Origin of the sequence: Xanthomonas sp. BRIP62415 (assembly GCF_003993515.1) — a bacterium.
In the GTDB taxonomy this organism is placed as follows: Bacteria; Pseudomonadota; Gammaproteobacteria; order Xanthomonadales; family Xanthomonadaceae; genus Xanthomonas; species Xanthomonas euroxanthea.
The window spans coordinates 132,880-157,039 of record NZ_QEZH01000006.1; the positions used below are offsets into that span (position 1 = coordinate 132,880).

The window sequence follows — 24,160 nt, forward strand, 5'->3', positions numbered from 1 at the left end:
CGGGAATGGGGAATGGGTAGATGCGGGCATCATGGTGCGGCTCCACGTCTGCGTAAGGCATTCATCAATGCGGTGAGCTTGGCGAAGACCTGGTCGACCTGCTGGCTGACGATGTCTTCGTCTTCGGTGTTGCTGTAGCCCAGTCGGACGGCGATCTGGACCTGTGTATCCAGTTCGGAGAGCGATCCGCGCGCAATCGAGAGAAACCGCGCGTAATCGGGAGTTGAGCGCCGCGCCGCACCTTCGGCGATGTTCGACGGGACGCTGACGGCTGCACGGCGCAATTGCGCCGTCAGGCCGTAGCGTTCCTGCTCGGGAAAGATTTCGGTGAACCGATAGATCATTTCCACAAGCTCCATGGAATCGCGCCACGCCTCCAGGCGTTCATGAGGCCGCTTTGCCGATTCCCGATTCTCCACTCCCGATTCCCCGGCGCTTCAGCCAATCACAAACAGCGGCTGATCGAATTCCACTGGCTGGCCGGTTTCGCCGAGGATGGCCACGATGGTGCCGGAGACGTCTGCTTCGATCGGGTTGAACATCTTCATTGCCTCGATGATCGCCAGCGTTTCGCCGGCCTTGACCTGCTGGCCGACGGTGACGAAGGCCGGCTTGTCCGGCGAGGGCGAGGTGTAGAACGTGCCGACCATCGGTGCGCGCAGCACGTGGCCGTCCGGCAAGGCGGCAGCCTGCTTGGCGCCGCCGGTGGAGGCCTCGGTGGGCGACTGCATCGGCATGCTGGGCGCCGCCGCCGGGGCCTGCGCGAGCGGGGCGGGTGCGTACTGCTGCACCGGCGCGCTCATCACGGTCGTGCCCTTGGGCACGCGCGCCAGACGCACGCTTTCCTCGCCTTCCTTGATCTCGATTTCGGCGAGATTGGATTCTTCGAGCAGGTCGATCAGTTTCTTGATTTTGCGGAGATCCATACGGGCCTCATGAGGTGAATCGGTGGAGGTTGCCGGCGGCTGCCGGCGGAATGGGGTCAGGCGGCCGGCGCAGGCGCCGGCGATACGGGTGTCATGCGTCGCGCTCCAGCCGCGCGATCACCGCTTCCAGCGCCAGCCGGTAGCTGTCGGCGCCAAAGCCGCAGATCACGCCATCGGCCTTGTCGCTGAGATGGCTGTGGTGGCGAAACGGCTCGCGCGCATGCGGATTGGACAGATGGATTTCCACGAACGGCAACCCCACGCCCAGCAGCGCGTCGCGCAGCGCCACCGAGGTGTGGGTGAAGGCGGCCGGGTTGATCAGGATGTAGACGGTGCCGTCCTCGCGCGCGGCGTGGATGCGCTCCACCAGCACGTGCTCGGCATTGGACTGCAGGCAGGCCAACGTATGCCCGGCCGCCTGCGCGCGGTCCACCAGGGCCGCATCGATCTGCGCCAGCGTGGTGCGCCCGTAGACATCCGGCTCGCGGGTACCGAGCAGGTTGAGGTTGGGGCCATGCAACAGCAGCAGGTGGGCCATGACATCCGGGAGAGCGGAAAGGCCGGAAGTCTGCGCGATGTGGCCGATGCTGTCCAGATAGGCGAAGTTAGGCTTGTTTTAAACGTTTGTTTCAAATTTGGACGTGGCAGGCAGTGGTGCTGCTGCGTGGAACCTTGCGGGGCCGCCGTTTCGCGGCCGGCCCCTGGCGCGGCCGGTCGGTCGATCGCAGGCCGACCACGCGCTGAATTGCCGCCGGGGCGTTTGCCGTGTCCGCTCGCGCGGCAGTGGGGCTGATTGCCGGCGCAACGATGAGGGCGTTATGTCGATCCACGCCTGGTGTCCGCCGCGCTGCCGATCAACATGGCCGGCAGCGACGTCCTGCCCGTGAGTACCGACATCCAGCGGTGTCAGCGCTGGCGCTGCCGTTGTCATCAGCCTGCGCCGTTGCCGGATCAGGCCGCCATGCTCGCCGGGGCGACGGCTAACTCAGCGCGCCGCGCGCAGCAACGCATCCTCGGTGATGGCACTGGTCAGCACGGTCGGCAGCACCGCCGGCGGGGCACCGGGGCCATAGACCACGTACAGCGGCACGCCGACGGCCTGGTGCTGGTCCAGGAAGGCGCTGATCCTGGGGTCGACGTTGGTCCAGTCGCCTTTCATGTAGACCGCGTCGACGCGGCGCAGCGCGTCGCGGAAGTCGGCGCTGCTCAGCACGTTCTTTTCGTTGGCCTTGCAGGTCACGCACCAGTCCGCGGTCATGTTGACGAACACCACGCGGTTGTCGGCGCGCAGGCGGTCCAGCAGCTGCGGTGAGTACGCCACCACACCCTCGGCGGCGGTGGCCGCCGGCAGGCGCAGGCGGGTGACCCCGACCACCGGCACGATCGCCAGCACCAGCATCACCGCCGCCAAACCCATGCCGATGCGGTGGCTTTTCCAGCGGCTGCGCTCGAAGCAGAACAGGCCCAGTGCCAGCAGGGTGGCACCGACCAGCATCAGCGCCAGCGCGTCCACGCCGCGCTGCTTGCCCAGCACCCACAGCAGCCAGATCGCGGTGAGATACATCGGGAACGCCAGCACCTGCTTGAGCGTTTCCATCCACGCGCCAGGCGTGGGCAGGCGCCGCGCCAGCGAGGGGATGAAGCCGATCAGCAGGAATGGCAGCGCCAGGCCCAGGCCCAGCGCCAGGAACACCAGCATCGCCAGCAGCGCCGGGGCGGTGAACGCATATGCCAGTGCGGTGCCCATGAACGGGGCGATGCACGGGCTGGCTACCACGCAGGCCAGCACGCCGGTGAAGAAGTCGCCCAGCGGGCCATTGCGCGACGCCAGCGACTGGCCGATGCCGCCCAGGTTGCCGCCCAGCGTGAACACGCCCGACAGGCTCAGGCCCACCGCAAACATCAGGTACGCCAGCGCCGCGACGAACCACGGCTGCTGCAGCTGGAAGCCCCAGCCGGCCGCCTGCCCGGCCGCACGCAGGCCGATCACCAGCGCGCCGATCGCCGCGAACGACACCAGCACGCCCAGCGAATACCAGATCGCATGGCTGCGCGCGTGGCTGCGGCTCTCGCCGCTGTGGGCCAGGCCCAGCACCTTCAGCGACAGGATCGGCAGCACGCAGGGCATCAGGTTCAGCACCAGCCCGCCGAGCAGGGCCAGCACCAGCATCGCCAGCAGGCCCTTGTCGGTATGCGGCGGCTGGGTGCGTTGCGGATTGTCGGCCGAGGCATCTGCGGCCGGTGCCGCAGTCGCCGCGGGCGTCGGTGCCGGCGCCGGCTCGGCAGGCAGTTGCCCGGCGGGCAGCGGCGAAATCATCAGCGGTGCCGCCTGCGCCTGGTTCTGCGGCGACACGGTGCCGGCGGGCAGCTCCAGCGCCACGCGGCGGGTCATCGGCGGGTAGCAGATGCCGTCGGTCTGGCAGCCCTGGAAGGTCGCCACCAGCGTCGTCCTGACCGGCTCGGCGTGCTCGCGCAGCAACGGCAAGGTGACTTCGGCCTGGTCGAAATACACCACCACGTCGCCGAAATGCTCGTCGCGGTGCGCGCTGCCCTGCGGCCAGCGCGGCAGCCCGGGACGCACGCCGCCGGCGCCTTCCAGCGCCAGCGAGGTGCGGTCGCGATAGATGTAGTAGCCGGGCGCGGGGGTGAAGCGCAGCAGCAGGCTGTTGCCGTCGCCAACGATCGCCTCGAAGCGGAAGGCCTGCTCGGCCGGCAGCGGCAGTGCGTCCACGCCGGCCGCCTGGCCGGTGCTGCCGAACAGGCGCGGGCCCGCCGGTGCGCGCGGCACCAGTGCGCCCAGGTTCTCGCGCTGGGTGGTGGCGGTGGCGGCGGGCGCCGAGGCCGTCGAGGCCGTCGCGGCCTCGGGCAAGCTCACGCGCAGTTCGCGACGTTGCGGCGGGTAGCACACGCCGGCATCGGCGCAGCCCTGGTATTGCACCTGCAGCACCGCGGTCCGCAGCCCGGCATCGGCCTTGCCGGCCAGCCTGGCCTGCAGTTGCTTGCGGTAGGTCTGCACCTGGCCGAAGAACTCGTCGTGCTTGCTCTGGCCTTCCGGCAGCGCCAGCTCGCCGGCGGCAAAGCCTTGCCCGGATTTGACGCTGATGCGGTGGCGATACAGGTAGTAGCCCGGCGCGATCTTCCAGCGCAGCGCGATGCTGTCGCGGCTGTCGGCGGTGGCGCTGAGCATGAAGGCCTGGTCCACCGGCAGCAGGTCGGCCTCGCTGACCGCGGCCTGCGCGGGCAGGGGCGCCACCAGCGCCAGCGGCGCGGCGAGCAACGGTACGGCCAGCAGTGCGCAGCGGGCGATCCAGCGGGACAGAGACTTCATGGACGTCAGGATTCCTTGCGGGTTTCGGCCCGGACCCAATCGAGATACGCCGGCAGCCCGGCGCTGGCTTGGACCGCGATCGCCTCCGGCAGTTCATACGGATGCAGCGCTCGCAGCCGCGCGATGGCGTCCGGCACGCGGTCTTCCCAGGTCTTGATCAACAGCTGCACTTCCTGGCTGCGCTCGATCGCCCCGTTCCAGCGATACAGCGACTGCACGCCGGGCAACTGGGTGACGCAGGCGGCCAGGCGTTCGTCCAGCAGCGCGCGCGCAATGCGCTCGGCGCTGTCGGCGTCCGGGCAGGTGCTGAACAATAGATGGAGGGAAGCGGCGCTCATGTGACCGCGCAGTGTAATCCCCTGTCTGCAGGGGATCGACCGCAGATTCCGGAACAGGGCGTCAACTTCGCCAGGCCTGACGGCCGGGTGGCCGGGCGGCGGTGCCCGCGCGCCGGCGGCTCGCGCATGCAAGGACGCGATGGCGATGTGCCGGATGAAGGGCACAACGTCGGACGTCGCGGGCCGGCGGCCGCGCACGTTCGCCGCGCGGGCGATGGTGTGGGTTGCCGCCGCAGGCCGACGCCCGGCCCGACGCCTTGCGCGCCGGGCCGGGCTGGATCACTCGGCCAGCTGGCAGCTGGCCGGCTTGGCCGAGGTGAACAGGCTCGACGTCGCCCATTCGGGGTGGTCCACGAACGGATTGCGGTTGCCCTGGAAGCTGAAGATCACCTGGTTGCGGGCGCGTTCGGCATCGTCCGGCGGGTCGGCCTGGTGCCAGGCCAGCAGCGTGGACAGCAGGCCCATGTAGGCCGGCGAGGCCGAGGTCTGCACGATCTTGCTGCGGTCGTCGGTGAGCTCCAGGTCCGGCTCGGACTGCCCGGTGGCTGCGTCGGTGCCACCTTCATAGCGGATCGCCATGTACATCACCGCACGCGCCATGTCGCCCTTGCGCTTGCCCCACACCTCGAAGGTGCCGCCGTTGCCGTCGGGGGTGCGCACCCAGTTGGAATTGCCCGGATAGCGACCGCTGCCGCCGCCACTGCCGTCGTTGACCTCGGTGACCCGCTCGCCGCAGCTGCTGGTGCAGGCCGCATAGGGCTTGTTGCCGCGGTCGGCGTTGAAGGCGGTGTCGGTCAGATACAGCATGTGGGTATCGGTGTAGGGCGCATACGGCAGGCCCTTGTCGCCGCTGGCACTGCCAAAGCCCAGCGAGTTGGGCCAGGTGTGCTCGCGGTTGTAGGTCAGCCCGCTGCCGGTGCCGGCACGGTCGCTGCCCTTGGCGTAGCTGCGGTTGCGGTAGGCGTCCAGGATCCGGCCGCTGTTGTTGGGATCCTCGTCGGCCATTTCCAGGATGGTCCAGGTGCTGGTGCCCGAGCCGCTGTACGGATAGACCGTGTGGCCCTTGATCACGGTGTGCAGCGAGCAGCGCAACTGGCTGGCATTGGCGGTGTTGACCCGCCCGTAATAGCCGGTACCGCCGCCGCTGGCGGTGGCCACGGTGAAGGCGATGGACTGGTTGGCGGCCGGGCTCAGCCCGCTGGCATCGCGGATGGCGCTGGCGGTGATCGCCAGGGTGCAGCGCTCGCCACCCACCAGCGCGGTGTTGGTGGACAGGCTGAAGCGGGTGCCGCTGGTCGGGTAGCTCAGCGCCACCGTGCCGGAACTGGCGCAGCTGAGCGCGAAGGCGCCGCTGCCCAGCGTCACCGCCTCGCTGAAGCCCACGCTCAGGTCGCCTGCGGCGGGGAAGCCGGTCGCGCCCTGGGTCGGGGTGGTGCTGGTGATCGTCGGTGCGCCGCCGGTCTCGCCGCCACCGCCGCTGCCATTGAAGCTCTGGCCGCGGTTGCACGCGCCGAAGGTCTGCGCCGACGAGCCGGCCCAGCTGAAGTTGGCCGCGCTGCTGCCGGTGCCGGTCAGTTGCAGCGAGCTGCCGACCGCGCTGCTGTTGCTCTCGCTGACCGGCAGGGTCTGGCTGGTCACGCCCGCGGCAGGGCCGCCACTGCCGGTGATGGCGCCTTCGTAGCTGAGGAACTGCACCAGCTGCCCGTTGGGATCGACCAGCGTCACCCCGTCGTTGGGCCCGTTCTGCACGCCGTTGCTGGCGTAGCCGACCGTGGCCACGCGCACCTGGCTGCCGCAGCTGGCCAGGCTGCCGGCCGGCACCGCGGTGTTGGCGTAGACCGTGGCCGCACCCGGCGTGCTGCCGTTGTACAGATAGATGCGGTAGCCGCTCAGCGATTCGCCGGCGGTGGCCACCACCTCCACGCCTTCGCCGCTGTCGCCGGAGGCGCCCGCGTCGTCGTAATGCAGTTCGTTGATGAACACCGCCGCGTGGGCGGCAGGGGCGGTCAGCGCGAAGGCACAGGCCAGGGGAAGCGCGCAGCGCAGGGACCAGCGCAAGGGGGAAACACGGGCACGGGACAGCAACCTCATCGACAGCTCCTTGTGATCGGGGAATGCGTTGCCGACTGTAAGACGTGCGCATGACAATCGGTGGAACCTGGTTCCATTTTTAGTGCAGCTCGCCCGGTGACTCGGCTAACCCGCTTACCGCTTACCGCCCAGTGCCCAGTGCCCAGTGCCCAGTGCCAAGTGCCAAGTGCCAGTGCCAGTGCCAGTGCCAAGTGCCCAGTGCCCAGTGCCCAGTGCCCAGTGCCGCCAGGCGCCGCAGCCCGTTGCGCAGTCCGGTGGCAAACCCGCCCGCTCGCAGCCACCTGGCGAACTGCCCGCCGGCTCCCGCCAGCGGCCCTGCCAGCTGTGGACCGGGACTGCCCGGCGAAAAAATTTTTGCCCCCAGCCCTTGAAAGCTGCCCACACAGCACAATCTCTGGCCCGCACCCGCTCTGTCGGGTTTTTTCCGCGCGCTGTGCTGGCAGTCGTCACATGCGAGTGCTAACATCGCCGATAATTTCCAGACCAATCAATCACTTAAGAGGGTCTTTCTCTATGAGCATCAAGCCGCTTCACGACCGCGTTGTAGTCAAGCCGATCGAAGCCGACGAAGTTTCCGCCGGCGGCATCGTGATCCCGGACTCCGCCAAGGAAAAGTCCACCAAGGGTGAAGTCGTCGCCATCGGCGCCGGCAAGCCCCTGGACAACGGCAGCCTGCGCGCGCCGGTGGTCAAGGTCGGCGACAAGGTCATCTACGGCCAGTACGCCGGCAGCAGCTACAAGTCCGAAGGCGTCGAGTACAAGGTGCTGCGCGAAGACGACATCCTGGCGGTCATCGGCTGATCAGGCGCTATGCGCCGGGAATCGGGAGTTGGGAATCGGGAATAGGCAAAGCGGCTAGCGCCCTTCGCCATCCCACCCAGGCCCGATTCACGCTGTTGATCTACCGATTCCCCATTCCCAATTCCCCATTTCCGGAGTTACATACCAATGGCTGCTAAAGACATTCGTTTCGGTGAAGACGCACGTACCCGCATGGTCCGTGGCGTCAACGTGCTTGCCAATGCCGTCAAGGCCACCCTGGGCCCGAAGGGCCGCAACGTCGTGCTCGAGAAGAGCTTCGGCGCGCCGACCATCACCAAGGACGGCGTTTCCGTCGCCAAGGAAATCGAACTGGCTGACAAGTTCGAGAACATGGGCGCGCAGATGGTCAAGGAAGTCGCTTCCAAGACCAACGACAACGCTGGCGACGGCACCACCACCGCCACCGTGCTGGCCCAGGCCCTGATCCGCGAAGGCGCCAAGGCCGTGGCCGCCGGCATGAACCCGATGGACCTCAAGCGCGGTATCGACCAGGCCGTCAAGGCTGCCGTCATCGAGCTGAAGAACATCTCCAAGCCCACCACCGACGACAAGGCGATTGCCCAGGTCGGCACCATCTCGGCCAACTCGGACGAGTCGATCGGCAACATCATTGCCGAAGCGATGCAGAAGGTCGGCAAGGAAGGCGTGATCACCGTTGAAGAAGGCTCGGGCCTGGAAAACGAGCTGGACGTGGTCGAGGGCATGCAGTTCGATCGCGGCTACCTGTCCCCGTACTTCATCAACAACCAGCAGAGCCAGTCGGCCGACCTGGACGACCCGTTCATCCTGCTGCACGACAAGAAGATCTCCAACGTGCGCGACCTGCTGCCCGTGCTGGAAGGCGTGGCCAAGGCCGGCAAGCCGCTGCTGATCGTGGCTGAGGAAGTCGAAGGCGAAGCGCTGGCGACCCTGGTGGTCAACACCATCCGTGGCATCGTCAAGGTCGTGGCCGTCAAGGCACCGGGCTTCGGCGACCGTCGCAAGGCGATGCTGGAAGACATGGCGGTGCTGACCGGCGGTACCGTGATCTCCGAGGAAGTGGGTCTGGCGCTGGAGAAGGCCACGATCAAGGATCTCGGCCGTGCGAAGAAGGTGCAGGTCTCCAAGGAGAACACCACCATCATCGACGGCGCCGGCGACTCGGCCACGATCGAAGCCCGCGTTGGCCAGATCAAGACCCAGATCGAGGACACCTCGTCCGATTACGACCGCGAGAAGCTGCAGGAGCGCGTGGCCAAGCTGGCCGGTGGCGTTGCAGTAATCAAGGTCGGCGCTTCGACCGAAATCGAAATGAAGGAAAAGAAGGCCCGCGTCGAAGATGCCCTGCACGCCACCCGTGCAGCCGTCGAAGAAGGCGTGGTCCCGGGCGGCGGTGTGGCCCTGGTGCGTGCGCTGGTGGCCGTCGGTAACCTGACCGGTGCCAACGAAGACCAGACCCACGGCATCCAGATCGCCCTGCGCGCGATGGAAGCCCCGTTGCGCGAGATCGTGGCCAATGCCGGCGAAGAGCCGTCCGTGATCCTGAACAAGGTCAAGGAAGGCACCGGCAACTACGGTTACAACGCGGCCAACGGCGAGTTCGGCGACATGGTCGAGTTCGGCATCCTGGATCCGACCAAGGTCACCCGTTCGGCGCTGCAGAACGCAGCCTCGATCGCCGGCCTGATGATCACCACCGAAGCCATGGTGGCCGATGCACCGAAGAAGGACGAGCCGGCGATGCCGGCCGGCGGTGGCATGGGCGGCATGGGCGGCATGGATTTCTGATCCAGCCCCATCGGTTGTTGCAGCAAAAAAGGACCCCGCCGAAAGGCGGGGTTTTTTTGTGGCCGGTCGTGGATGCCGCAAGAGGCGATCGTCGATTGGTCGTGCCTGGTCCACGCAACCCCCATGAGCCACGACCCCATGACCCCATGACCCGTAGGAGCGCACCTGGGCGCGACGAGGCTTCACCGGTAGCGCCCCAATCGCGCCCGGGTGCGCTCCTACGCCGCGCCGATGCACCACCGGCCCGCGCAACCGGCTCGCGGCCCCAACCGTGTGCACCATCGCAAAACCGCGCAGATCGCGACGTCAATCACACTTGCATGACAAGGTGTTGACACCGATGTCATCACAACCCTAGCGTCGCTGGGCAGGCGCTTGCGCCGAACGGTCGGGGGGCCATCGGACAGGGGGCGGCGATGCAGTGCATCGCTCGCAGGCGTCGTTGCAGTGGAACGCCACGCCGGCCATGCCGGCCTCTCCCGGGGATCTTATGAACTGCCGCAGTCATCGCCTTGCCTTGTCGATTTCCTTGTCCCTTGCCCTGACCGCCGCCGTCGCACCGTCGGCCACTGCCCAGCAGGCCGAGCCGGATCAACCGCGTGCCACCTCCACGCTGGACGCGGTCAGCGTCACCGGCTCGCGCATCAAGCGCGCGCAGGTCGAAGGCGCGCAGCCGGTGGTCACCATCTCCGCGCAGCAGATCCAGCAAGAGGGCTTTGCCACCGTCTACGACGTGCTCAACAGCATGAACCAGCAGGGCTCGGTGGAGGCCGATACGCAGTGGGGCTCGCACACGCCCAATGCCTCACCGATCAACCTGCGCGACCTGGGGCCGGGCCGTACGCTGCTGCTGGTCAACGGCCACCGCGTGGCCGATTACCCGCTGCCGTACGGCGGCGAAAGCAACTTTTCCAACTACAGCAACATCCCCTCCGCGGCGGTGGAGCGCATCGACATCCTGACCGGCGGCGCCTCGGCGATCTACGGCTCGGACGCGGTGGCCGGCGTGGTCAACGTGATCCTCAAGCGCGACTACCAGGGCGACCAGGTGCGCCTGCGCGGCGGCACTGCGACCGAAGGCGGCCGCGACAGTTTCGACGTGTCATGGGCGGGCGGGCGCACCGGCGAGAACTGGAGCCTGACCTACGCGCTGCAGGCCACCCGGCGCGACCCGCTGAACGGGCGCGATCGCCCGCAGATGGACGACTCCGACGACATGTCCTATTCCAACTGGACCGGGCAGAACCGCCGCTACGGCTTCAATCCGTTCACCGGCCTGAGCCTGGTCGATGCCAACACCAGCGAACGCCTGGCGCCACCTGCTGGCACCTGCGCGCGCTTCGGCGGCGAGTTCATCGACGGGCAACGGCTGAGCTACGACCAGAACACCGGGGTGGTCACCAATGCCGGCGATTACTGCGGCGTGGCGCGCGACTACGGCGACTGGGGGCTGGTCACCGGCAGCGAGGATTATTCGGCCTATCTCTACGGCACCTGGAAATTCGGCGAGCACACCGAAGCCTGGGCCACGCTGTCGGCCAACCGCAGCATCGGCCGCTGGACCTACGACCCGCCGTACGCGTATCTGGGCCCGTTTCAGGACGCCGACACCGGGCGCTCGTTGAACCTGATCCGTCAGCTCACCCGGCGCGAAGCCGGCGGCTGGGACCGGCTGGCCAACTACAACAAGGAGCAGTCCTGGGACCTGAGTGCCGGCTTGCGCGGTGCGTGGGCGGACCGCTTCGACTGGGAACTGAGCGTGGGCCGCTCGCGCTACACGGTGGACGAATACGTGCGCACCGTGGATACCGCGCGCGCCACCGCGTATTTCCTCGGCAGCCCCATCGGCACCGCTGCCGATGGCGCGCCGATCCATGCGATCAACCAGGCGCGCCTGTATGCGCCGCTGTCCTCGAGCGAGTACGACGACCTGGTCGCCAAATCGCACAACTCGGCGTATTCGTGGGTGAACCAGGCCAGTTTCAGCCTCAGCGGCGATCTGGTGCAGGGCTGGGCCGGGCCGATCCGCTTCGCCACCGTGGCCGAAGTCGCCAAGCAGGGCTACCAGCTGTCGCCCGACCCCTGCGCCAACGAATGCTACCCGGTGGACGTGGTGGACAGTGGTGGTGGCGAACGCCTGCGCAGTTCGGCCGGGCTGGAATTCCAGATCCCGCTGCTGTCGACGTTGAGCGCCAACATCGCCGGTCGCTACGATCGCTACGGCAATTACCGTTCCTCGGCTGCGATTGCGACCGATGTCGGCACCCAGAGCGACACCACCTGGAGCGCGGGTCTGGAATGGCGCCCGGTCGAGAGCCTGTTGTTGCGCAGCACGCTGGCCACCAGCTTCCGCGCGCCTGACATGCACTACGTGCTCGGCGAACCCAGCTCCACCAACCAGACCGTGATCGACCAGTACCGCTGCATCGCCTCTGGCGCGTATCAGACCGGCGGCTGCAACGACGAGAACAGCAACATCTACTACACCGTGGATGTGAATCGGCGCGGCACCCCGGATCTGCGCTCGGAAACCGGCCGCTCGTTCACTGGCGGGGTGGTGTGGGACATCGCGCAGGGCCTGTCGCTGAGCGTGGATTACTACCGCATCCAGCTGGAGGAAATGATCAAGGATCTGGACCGCGACGAGATCCTGTCGGCCGAAGCTGGCTGCCGCACCGGCACCACCATCAGCGGCGGTGCCTGGAACAATCCCGGCGGTGCCGGCTATTGCGACACCATCACCTCGCGGGTGACGCGCAACGCCGACGGCACCATCGCCAGCATCGAGCGCGGCCCGATCAATCTGGCGCAGATGGAAACCTCCGGCATTGACGCCTCGCTGAAATACCGGCTTGCCACCGCGGGTTGGGGCAACTTCCAGCTGTCGCTGGACTACAACAGCCTGCTGGCCTACCGCGAACAGATCTACCGCACCGACAGCGATGAAAACCGCCGCGACGAACGCGTGCGCAGCCGTGTACGTGGCAGCGTGCACTGGGATAACGGCGGCGCCTGGGACTGGACGGTGTACTTCCGCCGGCTCGGTTCCATGCGCGCGGTCAACTGGGGCACCTGCGCGCGTTTCGACGATGGCTACCAACCCAGTGCCGCGGACGCATGCGTGGTCACCGACACCGCCAACGTGCATCTGGGCGAGAGCAGCAAGCGTTATTTTGGCCGCGTCGGCCCGGCGATCTACTGGAACCTCAGCACCGGCTACAAGATCACCGACCACGCCAAGGTCAACTTCTACGTCAACAACGTGTTCAACGAAGTGGGCTACGAGAACAAGGAGCGCTTCTACGGCTACGGCTTCTACAACACCACGCTGTTCAATCCGATCGGCCGCGAAGTGGCGGCGGAATATGTGTTCACCTTCTGATTGAGCGTGGCGGCCGCACCACACGTCACGGCATAGCGCCGTGGCGTGTGGTGCAGGCAAAAACGGGCGCGCCGTTTGTCATCCACCCTGCAGCAGGTGGGGTTGCGTGGTCACCGACGATGGTCGACACGAAACGTTTCTGCCGCAGGGCCTGACTGGATCTTGGCAGCGCGGGAGTTACCGCTACTTGTCGCTGGGTGCGTTGTCCGAGTACGCAGCGCAGTGACCCAACATCGAAGCCGGCGCTGGTTGAAGCCATGTAAGGGAGAGAGGGCTGGTCGGGTGTACCGCGCCCAGTCCTGACCTCCGCGGAGTTGGTGATCGATTGTTCGCATCATCATGATCGGCCGTGCTTATGCCCGCGGCGTATCGGCGTTGCATCCCTGCGCAGGTTGCGTTTGAGACGCTGCAATTGCAGGGGGTTGGACACGATGAAGCGCGGGTCAGGCCATCGACCCGGATGGCGCCGGCAGCGCGCTGCAACGTTCCGTTGCCGATGAAACAGTGGCACGGCCGAAACGTGCGTGGTATCAATGCACTCAATGAACGCACCCCGCAGCCAGTTTTACTTTTGGTACTACGGTTTTCCGATGCCGCTGGCGGAGGACGGATTGCGCTCACCCTGAAGAAATCTTCAGCAGCATTCCCGAAAAGCCGCCAGCGCACACTGGCGGCTTTTTTTGTTGCCGCCGCGCCTGGCCCCCCTGATGCAACACCGCCCACCGAGACACTGTTATGCCGCCCGTGACCGATGACCTGCGTATCCGCAAGATCGAAGCCCTTGCCCCGCCTTCGCAGCTGCTGTCGCTGCTGCCCTGCGACGAGCGCGCTTCCGAAACCGTGACCAACTCGCGCGCCGCGCTGCACGCCATCCTGCATGGCCACGACGACCGCCTGGCGGTGGTGATCGGGCCCTGCTCGATCCACGATCCGGTCGCGGCGATGGACTATGCGCACCGCCTGCGCCCGCTGCGCGAGCAGTTCGGTGATGCGCTGGAGATCGTGATGCGGGTGTACTTCGAAAAGCCGCGCACCACCATCGGCTGGAAGGGCCTGATCAACGACCCGGATCTGGATGGCAGCTTCCAGATCAACAAGGGCCTGCGGGTGGCGCGCGGTCTGCTGCGCGACATCAACAACCTCGGCCTGCCGGCCGGTGTGGAATTCCTCGACATCATCTCGCCGCAGTACATCGCCGACCTGGTGGCCTGGGGCGCGATCGGCGCGCGCACCACCGAAAGCCAGGTGCACCGCGAAATGGCCTCGGGCCTGTCGTGCCCGGTGGGCTTCAAGAACGGCACCGGTGGCGACGTCAAGATCGCGGTGGATGCGGTGGGCGCGGCCTCGCACCCGCATCATTTCCTGGCCGTGACCAAGGACGGCCACACTGCGGTGGCCGCAACCGCAGGCAATCCGGATTGCCATGTGATCCTGCGCGGCGGCAAGCAGCCCAACTTCGATGCGGCCAATGTGGAAGCGGCCAGCCAGGTGCTCAACAAATCCGGGTTGCCGGCACGCCTGATGATCGATGCCAGCCATGCCAACAGCGGCAAGAACCCCGAGAACCAGCCCAAGGTCATCGACGACATCGCCACGCAGCTGGAAGGCGGCGAGACGCGCATCGTCGGCGTCATGGTGGAGAGCCACCTGGTCGGCGGACGCCAGGAGCTGGTGCCCGGCTGCGAGCTGACCTACGGCCAGAGCATCACCGACGGCTGCCTGGGCTGGGACGCCTCGGTGCAGGTGCTGGAGCGCCTGGCGACGGCCGTGCGTGCGCGGCGTGCCAGGCGGGTTGCCGAAGCGGCGTGATCGTCGGGGCAGCCGGGTGAGGGGATTCGGCTTCGCCCGCACCCTCATCCGGCGCTGCGCGCCACCTTCTCCCGCAGGGAGAAGGGAGAAGCCCCTTTCACTGCGGCGCGCCAAGGCACGGTTTGCGCGTCACGGGCGCGCGTGCCTTGGCGCGCCCGCGCCGCAAGCGCGGGCCGGGGCGCGGAGCGGGGGATGGGGTGACGGTACGGCGGAAGGCAGCCATCCAAGGCTGCATGCTTGTAACGGCGCGGCGCACTTGCGCTCGCGCAATGGCAACAGATTCAACGCGCATTCCATCGAAACTGTAGTACCTCAACACGCAGCGTATTCAACGCACTGCGCATTCAACGCGGCGCACATTCCATTCAATGTTCGGCATCTTCAAAGTGCAAAGCGCCCAAAACGCAGCACATCCGCAACAGCGCTAGCTTGCGGCGACCAGCGGCCAACAAGCCTGTCGAGCAGCCTGGCAATGAACACAAGCGTGCTCGTGCTAATGGCCGCTTCAGAACGCCAACGCCGGGCCGCTGCACGGAGCCGCCTGGCGGATTTGGCACCACCCGGTAATGACCCGTCGCGCCCAGCGGCAGGAGGGGGAGAGAGCCGTCCTGCCGCCGAATGCGAGCGGGCAGGAACGTTATCCGCCACCTGCATGACGTGGCGATGTCACGCAGGTCGGCACCGGCAATGCAGTTCGGCCAGCGTCAAACGCCAGCATGACAACTGCGCTCTGACCTCTGCAACGGCGGCCAAAGCACCATCCAGCATCGAAGTTCTTCCAAACCACCTATCGCGCCGAGGCGATGGGCTACAACCGCCGATTCCCGATTCCCGATTCCCGATTCCCGATTCCCGATTCCAGATTCCCGATTCCAGATTCCAGATTCCCCACTCACCCCAACATATCCCCGGTCTCCAACCAGCGCTGATGCCACGACAGTGCCTCGGTCAGCAGATGCGGGGTGTGCTTGCCATAGCTGTCGCGATTGGCGCGCGCCACATACTCTTCCAATGCATCGCGGTAGCGCGGGTGCACGCAGTGATCGAGCAACTGGCGTGCGCGTTGCTTGGGCGTGAGGCCGCGCAGATCGGCCAGGCCTTGTTCGGTGACGATCACCGAGACGTCGTGTTCGGTGTGGTCGACATGGCTGACCATCGGCACGATCGACGAGATGCTGCCGGCCTTGGCGATGCTGGGGCTCAGGAAGATCGACAGGAAGCCATTGCGCGCGAAGTCGCCGGAGCCGCCGATGCCGTTCATGATGCGGCTGCCCATCACGTGGGTGGAATTGACGTTGCCGTACAGATCGGCCTCGATCATGCCGTTCATGCCGATGCAGCCGAGCCGGCGCACCAGTTCCGGGTGATTGGAAATCTCCTGCGTGCGCATGATGATGCGCTGCCGGTAGAAATCGATATTGCGCTTGAATTCCTCGTTGCCCTCCGGGCTGAGCGCAAAACCGGTACACGAGGCGTAGCGCAGCACGCCATCGCGCAGCAGCGCGAGCATGCCGTCCTGGATCACTTCGGTGAAGGCCTCCAGATCGCGGAAGCCGCTGCGTGCAAGCCCGGCCAGCACCGCATTGGGAATATTGCCCACGCCCGATTGCAGCGGCAGCAGGCTGGCCGGTAGCCGGCCCTTGCTTACTTCATGGCGCAGGAACGCGATCAAGTGTTCGGCGATGCGTTCGCTGCTGGCGTCGGCAGCGGCGAACGGGCTGTTGCGGTCCGGGCCATGCGTGCGCACCACTGCCACGATCTTGTCCGGATCGCAGCGCAGGCTGGGCTCGCCGATGCGGTCGTCGCCGTGGATCAGCGGAATCGGCTTGCGCTGCGGCGGCAGCGCGGTGCCGTAGTAGACATCGTGCATGCCATCCAGGCCGGCCGGCTGCCAGTCGTTGACCTCGATGATCACCTTGCTGGCCAGGTCCAGCCAGGTCTTGTTGTTGCCGATCGAGGTGGACGGCACCAGGCTGCCGTCGGCGCGGATCGCCGAGACTTCCACCACGGCGGTGTCGATCTGCCCGTAGAAACCGAACCAGACATGCTGGGCGACGTGGCTGAGATGGATGTCGATATAGTCCAGCGTGCCGGCGTTGATGCGTTGGCGCGCGTCCGGGTCGGACTGGAACGGCATGCGCATGGCGATGCCGTCGGCCTTGGCCAGTGCGCCGTCCAGTTCCGGCGCGGTGGACGCGCCGGTCATCAACTTGATCTGGAACGGCTGGCCCTGCAGATGCGCCGCTTCGATGCGCTGCGCCAGCGCCATCGGCACCGCCTTGGGGTAACCGGAGCCGGTGAAGCCGCTCATCGCCACGGTCTCGCCGGGCTGGATCAATGCGGCAGCGGCCTCGGCAGAAACCAGGCGCTCGCGCAGCGGCGCGTACAGGATGCGTTCGTCGGACATGGGCGGCACAGCAGGCAGGAGACGTCCCATTATCGCCGCTGCGTGCGTCGGCCGCGCTGCGACCATGGTGCAATGCGCCTCGCGGGCCGCGTCGGCCGCGTGCGAAGCGACCTGTTGCGTGGCAGGAGCACGGCACGGGCGAGGCTTCATCCACTCCCGTTGCGCATCTGGGACGCTGCCATATGTGGCGTTGGCGTCGCCGCTGGCCGGCGTGCAGTCACCTGGCGGACCTGGCCGGCCGTCTCGCGCACCACCCGCGCTGCAGCCGGCCGTCATGCAGCCCCGGCTGGCATGCAGCGTGTGCGGTAACGGGCCACCGGCCACGTTCACGCCTCGCCGCCAGCGCAACCGCGATAGTGGCGGCAGACTCGACTTGTGCCTGCGCCCATGCCCTCTCTTCGCGACCGCTTCCAGCGCTGGCCCCGGCCATGGCGCATCGCAGTGGTCGTGCTGGTGGCGCTGTATGTGCTGTATCTGCTGGCCGGCAACCTGTTTCTCAACACGCCGCTGTTCGATGCCGTCACCAATCGGCAGCCGCATAAATTCACCATGCAGACCGGCCCGGCACTGACGGTGTTTCCGGGGCAGGTGATGGCCTGGAACGTGCGCATGCGCGGGCAGGCCAACCGCACCGTGTACGTGTTTCATGCCGATCGCGCCAATGCGCGCGTGGCCTTGCTGGCACTGTTGCGACGCGAGGTACGCCTGCCGTGGTTGCACGCCACCGGCCTGAGCGCGGAGGTGGAAACCTCCGACACCCCGATTCCGCCACCGCCACGCGGCGACCAGGGCTGGACGCTGCGCTTCGATGCGATCACCAGCAACAGCATCCGCAGCGCGCGCCTGGGCAAGCTGCTGATCGCCGGGCAGGGCCATGGCAGCGTCGGCTTCCTCAAGCAGCTCAAGGGTGGCCCGTCGGAGCTGTTTCCCTCCGAGGCAGGCTTCAGCGATGCGGTGGTCAGCTATGACGGGGTGCAGGTGTTCAATGGCGCGCAGCTGGATGCGCAATTCCAGTTTCCGCGTCACTACCGCGATGAAGCGCCGGGCCTGCGCAAGCTCGGCATCACCCACGCGCGCCTGCAGCTGAAGGCCGCTACGGTGGCGTTGAAGATCGACACCGGTGCGCCGCATGTGGACATCCGCAGCGGCCCGTCGGCGGCGCGGGTGGAGGCGGACATCACGCTGGACCGCGGCACGCTGCAGGAAGGCAGCCATGCGGTCTGGCGCCTGCCGTTGATGGCCGGCGTCGGGGCGACCGACCGCGGCATGCTGGCGCTGCAGCTGGACGTGGCGCGCGACATCCGCGTGCAGGCACGGCTGCCGCGCGACGCAAAGACGGGCAGCGAGCTGCAGGCCGATCTGCGCGTTGCCGGACGCAGCATCCCCTTCCAGGATCCTGCGCAGGTGCTGCCGCGCCTGTCCGGGCAGGTGCGTGGGCGCTGGCAGTTCGAGTCGCTGAACTGGATTGCCGAGCTGTTCGTGCGCAAGCCGTGGTTCCAGCTCGAAGGCGGTGGCCTGGTCGAGGCCGATCTGCGCCTGGCGCAAGGCCGGCTCGCCAGCGGCAGCAGCCTGGAGATTCCGCGGGTGGAGGCAGTGGCGCAGGTGTTCGACACGCGGCTGGCCGGTGTCGCCAAGGCGCATGGACGCATCGACGATGCCGCCACGCCGCAGGCGCATCTGGACGTGAGCATCCCCGTCTTCAAGGCCGCGCCGCGCGCTGCACCCAAACAGATCCTGCTGGACGGCCGCGATCTGCAGCTGGCCATGCATGGCGACGCCGAACTGGCGCGCCTGCGCGACACGCTCAAGGCGCAGCTGCGTTTCAGCGATGCACGCGTGCCCGATCTCACCGTCTACAACCGTTACCTGCCGGGCAACAACGTGCGCCTGCTCGGCGGCAGCGGCAGCCTGACCGGCGATGTGGCGCTCAATGCCGCCGGCGATGTGGGCAGCGGCCATGCCAACCTGCGCGGGCAGGGCGCGCATCTGGCGCTGGCCGGCGTGCAGATGCGCGGCGATGCCGAATTGCAGGCGCAGCTGCAGCGCGCCGATTTCAAGAACAAGTTCTTCGACCTCAGCGGCACGCGCGTGCGCCTGCGCAATATGCGGGTGGGCGAGGACAGCGCCGATGCCAACTGGTGGGGGCAGATGCAGGTCGGTGCCGGCACCATCCAGGCCAGCGCACCGTTCCAGGTGGATGCCGACGCGGCGATCCGCATGCGCGATATCGCGCCGCTGCTGTCGGTGTTCGCGCAACGCGCCGACTACCCGCGTTGGGTATTGGGCTTGCTGGATTCGGGCGAACTCGACGCCACCGGCAGGGTGCGTTGGCGCAAGCAGCAACTGCTGATCGACGACCTGCATGCGGAGAATGCACGCCTGTCGCTGCGTGCGCGGCTGGCCTTGAACGACGAGCAGCGGCGCGGCGACCTGTATCTGCGCTGGGGCGTGCTGGGCGCCGGGATCGAACTCGATGGCAAGCAACGCCAGTGGCACCTGGCCGGTGCACGCGAATGGTACGACGCGCAGCCGGGATTGCTGCCGGCGGTGTCGAAGGCGAAGTAAGCGGCTCCTTGTTTGAGGCTTGCGTAACGCGGCCAGCTTTGCCGTCTTCGAAGAGGTAGTGCGCGCATTGCCGCGCGTGCAGGACATCGACTGCACACCGGGCAACCTGCCGGTGTCCCGCCGCACTCGCCGCTGCGCACCGCGCTCACGGTTTCCTTGGCACACTGCGTCATGCCGCGTGCGCGGTCTTCAGGAGCCTTGCCGTCATGACGATGCCTGTTCGCGCCCGCTGGCAAAGATTGCCCCGCCTGGTGCGTTGGCCGTTGCTGGCGTTACTGGTGGTGTACGCAAGCTATCTGCTGCTCGGCAACCTGTTGCTCAACACGCCACTCGGGCCGGCCGCGCTCAATCGCAAGCCGGACAGGTTCACCATGCACTGGGGCCCGGCAGTGACCTGGTGGCCAGGCCGGCTGACGCTGTGGAGGGTGGAGTTGCAAGGCCGCTCGGCACGCACCCGCTGGAACGTCAGCGCGCAGCGCATGAGCGGGCAAGTACAGCTGCTGCCGTTGCTGCACCGGCAGTTGCTGGTGCCGGAGGTGCATGCGCACCGGGTGCGTGGCGGCATGCAGGCGGCTGTGCCCACGGCCGGTACCGTGGCGATGCCAGCACCGGCGACAGCGCCGAATACGCCGGTGGTAGCCGCGGCGCTGGCTGACGCAGCCAGTACGACGACGCCAACGACCGCGCAGGACAAGCCACCCACACGCACCCCAGACGTCGCGGCGAGCACGCCGCCGCCCGCACGCACGACCGGCGCATCCACCGGTGTGCCGCAATCCGCCGGGGGCGCCAAGACCGCTGGCGTACCCGCAGGTCCCGCATCGACCGCTCCGGCCTGGACCCTGCAATTCGACCGCATCGTCGCCGACCAGGTGCAGGAAGTGACGCTGCGTCAGCTGCAGATCGAAGGCGATGGTCAGTTGGAGCTGGGCCTGTTCAAGCAATTGCGCGGCGGGCCGATGGAACTGTTTCCCTCGCGGGCGCGCTTCGACAATGCACGGATGCGCTGGGGTGGTAGCGAGGTGCTGCGCAACGGGCAGCTGCGCATCGACGCCAGCATCGCGCGCCATGCGCCGGATCAGGCGCGCGGGCTGGCGATGCTGCAGCTTGCCGATGCGCAGCTGACCGTGCATGGCGACACCGCAGCACTGGATGTCACACGCAATGCGCAAGGACGCCATACGCTCGCCACACGTGCCGGCAAGGGGCGTGCGGATGGGCAGTTGCGCTGGACGCGTGGCAGCCTGCAGCCCGGCAGCCAACTGCAATGGCGCGCACCGCTGCACGATGGCACGCGCACGCCGGCTGCCCTGCTGGGCGAGCTTGCAGCGCAACTGCAGGTGGATCAGGACATGCGTCTGCAAGTCAGCATGCCCGAGCCGGCCGATGCCGGGCTGACCCTGGATGCGGATCTGCGCGTGCAAGGCCGGCAACTGCCGCTGCAATCGATGCGCAGCCTGCTGCCGCGCACCTCCGGGCATGCGCGCCTGCATTGGCAACTGTCTTCGCTGAGCTGGATTCCGGCGCTGTTTCCCGATGTGGACTGGCTGACGCTGGAAGGCGAGGGCCTGGTGGATGCGGATCTGCGCATCGATCGCGGCCAGCTCGGCGCCGGCAGCCGCCTGCAGGTGCCGCACGTGCGTGCGCATGTCGGCGTGATGGGGCATGCGATCGATGGCCAGGCCAGTGCCGATCTGCGTGTGAGCGCCGATGCGCGCGGACAGCTGCTGCCGGCACTTGCCTTGCAGATGCAGCAGTTCTCGATTGCGCACGACGAGGCGCCCACGCGTCCATTCGTGCAGGGCCGCGACCTGCGTCTGGAGCTGCAGACGCGCGCCGACGCGCGCAACCTGGCCACGTTGCGCGACGCCACGCGCGCGCACCTGCGGTTCGCCAATGCGCGCGTGCCGGATCTGCGTGCCTACAACCGCTATCTCCCGCAGCAGCAGTTGCGCTTCGATGGCGGCAACGGTGTATTGAGCGGCGATCTGCAGATCGAACCCGGCGGCCGCATCGGCAAGGGCGGCCTGCGGATCGGCGCACGTGCGGCGCGGCTGCAGTTTGCCGGCCTGGCACTGCGTGGCGACGTGGATGCGGACCTGCGCCTGCAGCGCGGCGATCTGCGTGCAGAAAACTTCCGCCTCGATGCCAGCACCATCCAGCTGCGCAATGTCGGATTCACCGGGCCCGATGGCCGGCGCCGCGATGGCTGGTGGGCGCGCATCGTGCTGGAAGACACCCGCATGCAATGGCGCCAGCCGGTCGGTGTGGATGGACGCGTGCGCATCCAGGTGCGTGACCTGGCATTCCTGATGTCGCTATACGCGCGCGATCGTTCGATTCCGAACTGGATGCTGCGGCTGGTGGATGCAGGCCAGGCGCAGGTGACCGGGCGTGTGCATTGGCAGGGCGAGACCGTCATCGTCGACCGGCTGCAGGCACGCAACGAACGCTTTCAGGTGGATGCACGCCTGCGCTTGCAGGGCAGCCAGCGCAGCGGCAGCCTGCTCGCGCGCTGGGGCATGTTGAGCGCAGCGGTGGGGTTGCGCGGCCAGACCCCGCAATGGCATCTGCTGCGTGCACCGGAGTGGTATCAGGCCCAGCCCGATCTGCTGCGTTGAGGCTGCCGCGCGCCAACGCGACGTGAAGAAGAAAGCGCCAGTTCTGTACTGCCTGGTGTTGTTTTGCAGTGCAGCGTGCAAGTGGCGTTCGGGGCGCGCACTATGATCCTGCATCCCGACGTGGGGGAGGGAGCAAAGCCCGCTGGCAGTTCGCTGCAAGCGGGCTTTTTTATTGCCCGACGCCTGGCGAGTCAAGCCACCGCACCGCCGCTCGCCTGCCAGACACCCAGCTGTCGAAGGGCTGGCCAGGCCACTGCCGGCTGACGCAGGGGCGCCAATTGCCCACACGTCGCCCACCCGCGTTGACGGATCGGCCGGTGGCTGCGGCTGCAGGCTCGGCCGGCTTCCGCTAGAATGAGATCAATTCTCATTTGTCGCCGGACGCCTTGCCGTCCGGATCAGCCGTTCAGGAGGTCATCGTGTCGGTCACGCAAGGCGCGCTTCATCAGCAGGTGGAGCGCCTGTATACCGACCACCACGGCTGGCTGCAGGGCTGGCTGCGGCGCAAGCTGGGCGATGCGTTCGTGGCTGCCGACCTGGCGCAGGACACCTTCATCAGCGTGATCAGCGCAGGGGCGGCCGACCAGATCCGCGAACCGCGCCCGTTCCTGGCCACCATCGCGCGCCGCTTGATGGCGCACCGGCAGCGGCGCAAGTTGCTGGAAACCAGCTACCTGGAACTGCTGGCTGCGCTGCCGGAAGAACTGGCGCCGTCGCCGGAGCTGCAATTGCTGGCGCTGGAAGCGGTGCAGCAGGTGGACCAGGCGCTGGATGGGCTGCCGCCCAAGGTGAAGGAAGCCTTTCTGCTGGCGCATCTGCAGGAGCTGAGCTACGCGCAGATCGCGCAGCGGCTGGGCGTGTCCAGCAGCTCGGTCAAGCAATATCTCACGCGTGCCAACCGGCATTGCCTGTTCGCCCTGTCGGCGTGAGCCGCACGGATGGCTGATGCCGCCTCACGCCGCGCGCGCGCCGCCGATGACCAGCGAGCACCGCTGGCCGGCGGGCAACCGATCAGTGCGCAGGTCGCCGATCAGGCTGCCGAGTGGCTGACGGTGCTGATGTCCGGCACCGCGAGCCAGGCGCAGCTGCAGCGCTGGCAACAATGGCGCGATGCGCATCCGGACCATGCGCGGGCGTGGGCGCATATCGAGGCGGTGACCGGGCGGCTGAAGACGCTGACCCCGCAGGCGGCCTATCGCAGCCTGTCGCCGTATGCCGGCAGCAATGGCCAGGCATCGCCGGGCCGGCGCAAGGCGCTGAATCTGCTGCTATGGGGTGGGGTGGCCGGAGCCACCGGCGTGCTGGCCTCGCGCACCGAACGCTGGCAGCGCGCCACCGCCGATTACGCCACTGCGACGGGGCAGCGCCGCGAGGTGCAGTTGCAGGATGGCAGCCGCATCACCCTCAACACCCGCAGCGCCATCGATGTGCGGTTCGACGCGCAGCAACGGCTGCTGCAGTTGCTGGCCGGCGAGATCATGGTGACCACCGCGCAGGCGCTGGGCGCGGGCCACGATGCGCGGCCCTTGCTGGTGCGCACCGCGCAGGGCGATATCCGCGCATTGGGCACGCGCTTTTGCGTGCGCCAGGACGAACACGACACCCGGCTGAGCGTGCTGGAAAGCGCGGTGGAGGTGCGGCCACATGCGGCCGCGCAGGCCGTCGGGCGCGTGCAGGCGGGGGAACAGTGCCGTTTTACCGCCGACGCGCTCGGCGCCATCGCGCCGGTCGATGTGCAGGGCTCCGCCTGGGTGCGCGGGCAGCTGATTGCCGACGAGTGGCGCCTGGATGCGTTTGTCGCCGAACTGGGCCGTTATCGCTCCGGGCTGTTGCGCTGCGACCCGCTGGTAGGCGGCCTGCGCGTCTCCGGCGTGTTCCCGCTGGACGACACCGACCGCATCCTGGCGATGCTGCCCAGCGTGCTGCCGGTGCGGGTGAGCCGGCGCAGCCGTTACTGGGTGACGGTGCAGGCAGCCGGGCAGGGCTGAGGCGCCGCCAGCTGGCACGTCGCCAAAAAAAGTGTGCACCCGGGCTGCCCGATCGCCGCCGTTGTGGCACCTCCCCAATGACGGTGTCAGTGCGACACCAAACCTTTGTGGGAACA

16 protein-coding genes are annotated in these 24,160 nt (G+C 67.4%); 9 read left to right on the top strand and 7 right to left on the bottom strand.

The annotated features are described in order from the left end of the window. Positions 1 to 29: 29 nt before the first annotated feature. The 6 genes from EO141_RS00880 to EO141_RS00905 form a co-directional block, all read right to left on the bottom strand. Positions 30 to 359: a four helix bundle protein gene (locus EO141_RS00880; protein WP_208413055.1), complete on the bottom strand. Its 330-nt coding sequence runs from the start codon at positions 357 to 359 to the stop codon at positions 30 to 32. A gap of 78 nt (positions 360 to 437) precedes the next feature. Continuing rightward, entirely contained in the window at positions 438 to 926 is a 489-nt protein-coding gene (accB, locus tag EO141_RS00885) for an acetyl-CoA carboxylase biotin carboxyl carrier protein (protein ID WP_104649183.1), read from the bottom strand. 91 nt (positions 927 to 1,017) lie between these two features. Further along, positions 1,018 to 1,464, bottom strand: coding sequence for a type II 3-dehydroquinate dehydratase (gene aroQ, locus EO141_RS00890; RefSeq protein WP_104583549.1), 447 nt, complete (start codon positions 1,462 to 1,464; stop codon positions 1,018 to 1,020). A gap of 447 nt (positions 1,465 to 1,911) precedes the next feature. Further along, complete coding sequence (locus EO141_RS00895; protein ID WP_127168283.1) at positions 1,912 to 4,254, bottom strand: protein-disulfide reductase DsbD; 2,343 nt, start codon at positions 4,252 to 4,254, stop codon at positions 1,912 to 1,914. Between the two features lie 5 nt (positions 4,255 to 4,259). After that, the gene (cutA, locus tag EO141_RS00900; protein WP_104583552.1) at positions 4,260 to 4,592 is read right to left on the bottom strand and encodes a divalent-cation tolerance protein CutA; all 333 of its coding nucleotides are present in this window, start codon (positions 4,590 to 4,592) and stop codon (positions 4,260 to 4,262) included. Between the two features lie 279 nt (positions 4,593 to 4,871). After that, positions 4,872 to 6,683 carry an endonuclease gene (locus EO141_RS00905; RefSeq protein WP_127168284.1) on the bottom strand — a complete coding sequence of 604 codons (1,812 nt, stop codon included), beginning with the start codon at positions 6,681 to 6,683 and terminating at the stop codon, positions 4,872 to 4,874. 513 nt (positions 6,684 to 7,196) lie between these two features. On the opposite strand from EO141_RS00905, the gene EO141_RS00915 reads away from it, so the two are divergent. From EO141_RS00915 to EO141_RS00935, 5 genes are all read left to right on the top strand, one after another. Beyond that, positions 7,197 to 7,484, top strand: coding sequence for a co-chaperone GroES (locus tag EO141_RS00915; RefSeq protein WP_003483210.1), 288 nt, complete (start codon positions 7,197 to 7,199; stop codon positions 7,482 to 7,484). Positions 7,485 to 7,631: 147 nt separating this feature from the next. Beyond that, positions 7,632 to 9,272 carry a chaperonin GroEL gene (gene groL, locus EO141_RS00920; protein ID WP_011035771.1) on the top strand — a complete coding sequence of 547 codons (1,641 nt, stop codon included), beginning with the start codon at positions 7,632 to 7,634 and terminating at the stop codon, positions 9,270 to 9,272. A 490-nt stretch (positions 9,273 to 9,762) separates the two neighbouring features. Continuing rightward, on the top strand, positions 9,763 to 12,654 hold the full coding sequence (locus tag EO141_RS00925; protein WP_127168286.1) for a TonB-dependent receptor: 2,892 nt from the start codon (positions 9,763 to 9,765) through the stop codon (positions 12,652 to 12,654). 496 nt (positions 12,655 to 13,150) lie between these two features. Then, on the top strand, positions 13,151 to 13,402 hold the full coding sequence (locus EO141_RS00930; RefSeq protein ID WP_127168287.1) for a hypothetical protein: 252 nt from the start codon (positions 13,151 to 13,153) through the stop codon (positions 13,400 to 13,402). After that, entirely contained in the window at positions 13,390 to 14,463 is a 1,074-nt protein-coding gene (locus EO141_RS00935; protein ID WP_104649313.1) for a 3-deoxy-7-phosphoheptulonate synthase, read from the top strand. The genes EO141_RS00930 and EO141_RS00935 overlap by 13 nt, the downstream gene beginning before the upstream one ends. An 892-nt stretch (positions 14,464 to 15,355) precedes the next feature. Here EO141_RS00935 and EO141_RS00950 read toward each other — a convergent pair. After that, positions 15,356 to 16,870, bottom strand: a complete 1,515-nt coding sequence (locus EO141_RS00950) for an acetyl-CoA hydrolase/transferase family protein (RefSeq protein ID WP_127168289.1) — start codon at positions 16,868 to 16,870, stop codon at positions 15,356 to 15,358. 387 nt (positions 16,871 to 17,257) lie between these two features. Here EO141_RS00950 and EO141_RS00955 point away from each other — a divergent pair, with 387 nt between their 5' ends. From EO141_RS00955 to EO141_RS00970, 4 genes are all read left to right on the top strand, one after another. Next, positions 17,258 to 19,435, top strand: coding sequence for a hypothetical protein (locus EO141_RS00955; RefSeq protein ID WP_127168290.1), 2,178 nt, complete (start codon positions 17,258 to 17,260; stop codon positions 19,433 to 19,435). Positions 19,436 to 19,641: 206 nt separating this feature from the next. Further along, entirely contained in the window at positions 19,642 to 22,056 is a 2,415-nt protein-coding gene (locus EO141_RS00960) for a hypothetical protein (RefSeq protein ID WP_127168291.1), read from the top strand. A gap of 419 nt (positions 22,057 to 22,475) precedes the next feature. Then, positions 22,476 to 22,985 carry a sigma-70 family RNA polymerase sigma factor gene (locus EO141_RS00965; RefSeq protein ID WP_104534532.1) on the top strand — a complete coding sequence of 170 codons (510 nt, stop codon included), beginning with the start codon at positions 22,476 to 22,478 and terminating at the stop codon, positions 22,983 to 22,985. A gap of 9 nt (positions 22,986 to 22,994) precedes the next feature. After that, positions 22,995 to 24,044 (top strand): FecR domain-containing protein, encoded by a 1,050-nt coding sequence (locus EO141_RS00970; protein ID WP_127168292.1) that lies wholly within the window; start codon positions 22,995 to 22,997, stop codon positions 24,042 to 24,044. Positions 24,045 to 24,160: the final 116 nt, after the last annotated feature.